This is a genomic window from Catenibacterium sp. AM22-6LB (genome assembly GCF_003435615.1).
Taxonomy (GTDB): Bacteria; Bacillota_I; Bacilli_A; order Erysipelotrichales; family Coprobacillaceae; genus Catenibacterium; species Catenibacterium mitsuoka_A.
The window spans coordinates 1-6,119 of record NZ_QTUM01000088.1 but is presented as its reverse complement, the minus strand read 5'-3'; the positions used below and the strand labels follow the sequence as shown (position 1 = coordinate 6,119).

Below are 6,119 nucleotides of genomic sequence, written 5' to 3'. Positions count from 1 at the left end.
TCGCCCCCACAGTGGACTTTCACCACCTAGATATATGCCATGCCCGGCATACAAAAAACCTCCCACTTATTTATTCCTTCATAAGTGAGAGATTTCTTAATATTTTATCCTAAAACTTTTCTAAGTTTAGTAATAAATTCATCAACATGTTCTTTTGTGATTATTAGAGGTGGTAATAAACGAATTACCTTTTCACCAGCAGTTACTACAATAACACCTTCATCAAGTAATGCCTGGACATATTTCTTAGCTGGGACATTTAATACAATTCCCTGCATTAATCCTAAACCTCTATGTCCTACAACACAATCATAGTCTTTGACTACTTTATCTAATTCTTCTAAAAGATATTCAGATACTTCTTTACAGTTTTCTACAATTGAATCCTTCTTTAAGATATCAAATACAGTAGAGACTGCAGCAGTCACAAATGGATTACCTCCATAAGTACTTCCATGGTCTCCTGGTTCCATTGCCTTCGCAAACTTTGCATTAGCTACAAATGCACCTACTGGTACACCACAACCAATACCTTTTGCAAGACATACAATATCAGGTAAGATATCATACTGGAAATAAGTCATGATTGTTCCTGTTCTTCCCATACCACACTGTACTTCATCAAGAATAAGACAGATATCTTTTTCATCACAGATTTGTCTTAATCCCTGTAAGAATTCTTTTGTGCAAGGATTGACACCACCTTCACCCTGTACTGGTTCTACAATAATAGCACCTGTATGATCAGTAAGTAGTGCTTTAACGCTTTCTAAGTCGTTTAAAGTGGCATATTTAACACCTTCCATTAATGGACCAAAAGCCTGCTGATAATGGGCATTACCAGTTAACTTAACAGAACCTGTAGTACGTCCATGGAATGACTGATGGAATGCGATGACTTCACTATCAGCCTTATGGTGTTTTAAGAAGTAGTATTTACGTGCAAGCTTTAATGCCCCTTCAGTTGCTTCTGCACCTGAGTTACAGAAGAATGCCTTTGAAAGACGAGTTGCCTCCACTACTTTCTTAGCTGCTTCAATGGCAGGAACAGTATAGAAATAATTAGACACATGAGTTAATGTCTTTAACTGCTTTTCTACTGCTTCTACATAGGCAGGATAACCATATCCAAGAGAATTGACACCAATACCACTATAGAAATCTAAGTATTTATTACCTTCTGTATCATAGAGATATACACCTTCTCCATGATCTAAAACAGTATCATATCTACCATAAGCATGAAGAAAATACTGTTCTCCTTCTTCATAATACCCCATTACTACTCCTCCTGATAATTCAAAATGATTTTCATATACATATCCACAACAGACTGTAATACAGATTCATTAAAATTGAATGTACCTGTATGGAGTCCACTTTGGAATTCCTTTGTTTTAGTACCGACAAAGATAAATAGACCTTTTACCTCTTTCTGATAGAAAGAGAAATCCTCAGCAAGCATGAGTGGTTCATCTAATTCTTTTAATGAAGTAATTGATGAGACATAGTTAAATAGCTTTTTATCATTGATGACAGCTGGATAGAATGGTGGACAGCTCCACTCAATTTGACATCCATAGGCTTCTTCAAAACCTTTATTAATACGTCCAATAGAATCTGTGAGATGGGCAAACATTTCATCACTATAACAACGTACTGTGCCATGGAATTCTGTTTCCTTGGCCACACTATTACGTGCTGTACCACCATGAATTTCTCCAATATTCATAATAGCTGGATGGAATGGTGTCTTCATTCTTGTCAAAATATGCTGGTATTCATTAATTAAAGAACAAGCAATAAGTAATGAGTCTACACCTTCATGAGGTAAACCTGCATGAGCCCCTCTTCCTATTACTTTTACATCTAATTCACCACATTCAGCCATTAAACCACCTGGTTTAGAAGCAATCACACCTTCATCTAATAACGGCATCAAGTGAATACCAAAAATAGATTCTACATTAAACTGTTTTAATAAACCTTTTTCACAGACAATACGTGCCCCTCCAGGAGATTCTTCAGCTGGCTGGAAGATTAAAAGAATATCATAAAGAATAGGTTCTTTATTCTCTTTTAAAGCCTTCGCAAAGCCTAGAAGTGCAGTCATATGGCCATCATGTCCACATGCATGCATGATTCCTTTATGGGTAGAGGAAAAATCTACACCTGTTTCTTCATTGACAGGTAAGCCATCAATATCTGTTCTAAAAGCCACTGATTTACCATAGCCATGATCAATAAAGACATAAAGTCCTGTTTCTAATAATGGCTGTGGCTGATACCCCATCTTTTCCAGTTCTGCTTTTAGATAAGCTGTTGTTTGTATCTCTTTTAATCCTAGCTCAGGAATCTGATGTAGATTCCTGCGCCATCTCTTTAAATCATCCATGATTAGATCTTTCTTAAATCATCCATTAACTGAGTCTTATCTTTTGTCTGGTCGTCTTTTTCTTCTTTCACAATACGAGCTGGGTTACCAACTACTACTGCACCTGCTGGTACATCCTTAGTAACGATAGAACCTGCACCTACGACAGCACCCTTACCAATTCTTACACCTTCAATAACAACCGCATTGGCACCAATTAATACGTCATCTTCTAAGACAACTGGGTTTGCTGAAGGGGGTTCAATAACACCTGCAAGCACTGCACCTGCACCAACGTGACAATGTTTACCAACTTCAGCACGTCCTCCAAGTACTGCACCCATATCAATCATAGAACCTTCACCAATCTTAGCACCAATGTTGATAACTGCACCCATCATGATAACTGCATTATCTCCGATAGTGACATGTTCACGGATAAAGCAGCCTGGTTCAATACGAGCATTGATATTTGTCATATCAATCATAGGAATCGCACTATTACGACGATCCTGTTCCATATAAGTTTCTGTAATCTTGTCTTTGTTTTCTTCTAAATAAGCACGGATTGCATCTAAATCTCCAATACAGATTTTTGAATCTTCTGTACCAAACATCTTGAATCCTTCAGCCTGAGGTAAATCATGACCATTGATATATACCTTGACTGGTGTTTGTTTTTTCGCATTTCCAATATACTGGATAATTTCTTCTGCAGTTTTAAGCATAGTCTTCCTCCTTTAATGTACCTTCAAAAGTAGTCCTTGCAGGACCTGTCATAAATATCTTCTTATCACGGAGTTCAATCTGTAAATGACCCCCTAATAATTCTACATCCACTTTCTCATCACACTTGTTGTTGAGATAACTTGCATACATCACAGCACATGCACCTGTACCACAAGCCATTGTTTCACCACTGCCTCTTTCCCATACACGCATCTTTAGATGTTCTCTATCAACAACCTTTACAAATTCTGTATTGACTGATTCAGGGAATAAAGAAGCATGCTCAAACTTAGGACCAATTGCTTCGATATCAAAATCAAGTGTATCTACATACTGGATGACATGCGGATTACCCATAGAAACAGCTGTACAATAATATGTATTGCCATCTATTTCAATAGGTGCATTCACCATCTCTACCTTAGAATAATTCACCGGAATATCAGAACATAGAGTAATTGGTTCACCCATATCTACACAGACACTTGTTACCTTTCCATCTTCTACATTCAATTCACAAGTTCTTATTCCTGCAAGTGTTTCAATCTTCAATGTTGTCTTATCAGTTAAGCCTTGATCGTATACAAATTTAGAAAAGCAGCGGATTCCATTTCCACACATCTTTCCTTCACTACCATCAAGGTTGAACATACGCATTCTGAAATCACATGTTTCACTTGGTAAGATGATAATGACACCATCACTGCCAATACCTATATGACGATTAGATACCTTCTTGATAAATGTTTCATCTGTTGGAACATTCTGATTGATTCCGTCAAAGTAAACATAATCATTCCCGATACCTTCCATTTTCAAGAATTTCAACATTTTCTTTTACACCTTTCTTGTTCATACTCTGAACTTAATGAAAGTATAACACAAAATTATCACTGTGACACTAACTAATATTTATACAAATTATCATAAGAATCGATGATCATAATCGTCTTCTCATCAATCATAGTAAAGAGATATTTCACAATATCACGATGTAAGGCAACACATCCCATTGTATAGTCATGAGTGCCAAAACAATGAAAGAAATACGCGCTGCCCTTACCTTTAATACATTCTTTATTATAGTTAAAGAAAGCAGTATATTCATAAGGCTTAGTATAATCTATCAAATGTTCATCATTTTCTTTTGTACATTGTGTATGATCTCTTACTTTTTCATCCACAAACTCATTATAATATTGTTCACCACACCAATAATCATCTTCAGTAATCTGATGATAATCCATCTTTGTACCAGGATCTGGCGCAATACCCATGAGTTTTCCAAAGGTATATTCACCGATCGGAGTCTGTCTTGCCCCTTCTTTTCCTTCACCCATGCCTCTTTGTCCAATAAGTGCTGGTGTTTCTAAGACAAGCTCCCATTTTTCTTCTTTCTTATAATAATAGAATGTCGCATGACTTGTATCATAATGATCAACACAAACCAAAAAGAGCTGATTTGTTTTCTTTGATGCTTTTAAAGAATCTATATCCATATAAATCCCTCCCTTCATCATTATATGAAAAAACAATCTGAAAATACAATTCCTTTCAGATTATTGACAAAATCAGATATTTAAAACTATCTATAAGACCTGTTGAGCTTTTCACAGGTCTTTCTTATCAAATCGATGAGTCATTTCTATTATTACATCCCATTTATAAGAAACAAAAAAGTCGCAAGACCACAAATTTTCTTCATTGGAGTGTGGACACTTACGACATTAACTATATATTCAATTTTGTATACTAACAGTCTAGAAAAGATAGTTTTTTATGATTCTCTTTTTAGTAATGTCTAGCATAATATTCATCAAATGTTAATTGACTCTCTTCTACCTTTTTAGCTAAATCCTTACCAACATAGCGAATATGCCATGATTCATAATGATACCCTGTCAAATCTTCTTTATCCTTTGGGTAACGTAGAATGAAACCATATTGACTTAATTGACTTAAAAACCAGTTATAGCAAGGATGATTAACAACATCCTCATATTTGTATTGATCTAAAGCAACATCAAGCCCTAGACCTGTTGTATGCTCACTATGACCAGGACGTGAACATGTTTCATCGGCCTTTGCAACATCATAGATTTCTACCATATGATTATAGATTTCTTTTTGCCAAAGTGTAGAACGATAGCCAGAAGTTACATATAACTCAAAGCCCTTTTGATAGCAAGCCTCTTGTAAAGCAATAAAATCATCATATAAGACTTTTCGAGCAGTATGTTTACTATAGGGAAGACCATACTTCTTAGCTCTATTATTGATTTCTACAAGATCATCGGGCGCATAGTTTTCATCTAACTGATAATATTTATTCACAATGGTATTTAAATCATTAGGATGTTCTTGTTTTATAATATGATCATAGAAATCATAATCACGATTCATATTTACAAGTGTAACAATCTCTTCTTTCGTTAGATGAGGATGCTTACTTTTATATAAATTATAACGTTCTTTGTATTCTGGATGTTCATAACTTATAGTTTTTATTTTTTTCTTTACAGATTTTTCTTTTTCTTTAGGCAAGAAACAGAAAAAACAGATCAATAATGCAAAAATAAGTGTTATTAATAGAATTCTCTTCTTTTTCATAGAACAACCTCGATTTCTTCTTGTTAATCATTTGTTCAAAACAATATACCATTACAACATTTTCACTAAAATCAAAAGATAAGACTGCTCACACATTTAGTTTATCATCAATATGAAAGGAACTATATGAAAATACAGTTCCTTTATTTATATAAAATAAAAACTCTGGTAAACCAGAGTTATTTTCAAATGGGGCGGCTGATGGGGATCGAACCCACGAAATGCCGGAGCCACAATCCGGTGTGTTAACCGCTTCACCACAACCGCCATATCTCTCGTAAGAGACAAGTAAGATTATATACAAGTGTTAATGGTTTGTAAAGAGAAAATTTAACTTTTTTTAAAGAATTCTGATTCCAATATGATAATGTCTTAATGTATCCAAGTTGATATTGTCCCAATTGGG

Annotated in this window: 6 protein-coding genes and 1 tRNA gene; all 7 read right to left on the bottom strand. The window is 35.1% G+C overall.

The window, feature by feature from the left end; genetic code table 11:
* Positions 1-104: 104 nt before the first annotated feature.
* A complete protein-coding gene (locus DW269_RS12020; RefSeq protein ID WP_117460218.1) occupies positions 105-1,280 on the bottom strand; it encodes an aspartate aminotransferase family protein in 1,176 nt (391 codons plus the stop codon).
* A gap of 2 nt (positions 1,281-1,282) precedes the next feature.
* Complete coding sequence (locus DW269_RS12015; RefSeq protein WP_117460216.1) at positions 1,283-2,395, bottom strand: M20 family metallopeptidase; 1,113 nt, start codon at positions 2,393-2,395, stop codon at positions 1,283-1,285.
* A 2-nt stretch (positions 2,396-2,397) separates the two neighbouring features.
* Entirely contained in the window at positions 2,398-3,102 is a 705-nt protein-coding gene (gene dapD / locus DW269_RS12010) for a 2,3,4,5-tetrahydropyridine-2,6-dicarboxylate N-acetyltransferase (protein WP_117460214.1), read from the bottom strand.
* Positions 3,095-3,934 (bottom strand): diaminopimelate epimerase, encoded by an 840-nt coding sequence (dapF, locus tag DW269_RS12005; protein WP_117460212.1) that lies wholly within the window; start codon positions 3,932-3,934, stop codon positions 3,095-3,097. Before dapF ends, dapD begins: the two co-directional genes overlap by 8 nt.
* Before the next feature lie 74 nt (positions 3,935-4,008).
* Complete coding sequence (locus tag DW269_RS12000; RefSeq protein ID WP_158546373.1) at positions 4,009-4,602, bottom strand: L,D-transpeptidase family protein; 594 nt, start codon at positions 4,600-4,602, stop codon at positions 4,009-4,011.
* Positions 4,603-4,894: 292 nt separating this feature from the next.
* Positions 4,895-5,713, bottom strand: a complete 819-nt coding sequence (locus tag DW269_RS11995) for a D-alanyl-D-alanine carboxypeptidase family protein (RefSeq protein WP_117460208.1) — start codon at positions 5,711-5,713, stop codon at positions 4,895-4,897.
* 190 nt (positions 5,714-5,903) lie between these two features.
* Positions 5,904-5,980: transfer RNA gene (locus DW269_RS11990), tRNA-His, on the bottom strand.
* Between the last annotated feature and the right edge of the window lie 139 nt (positions 5,981-6,119).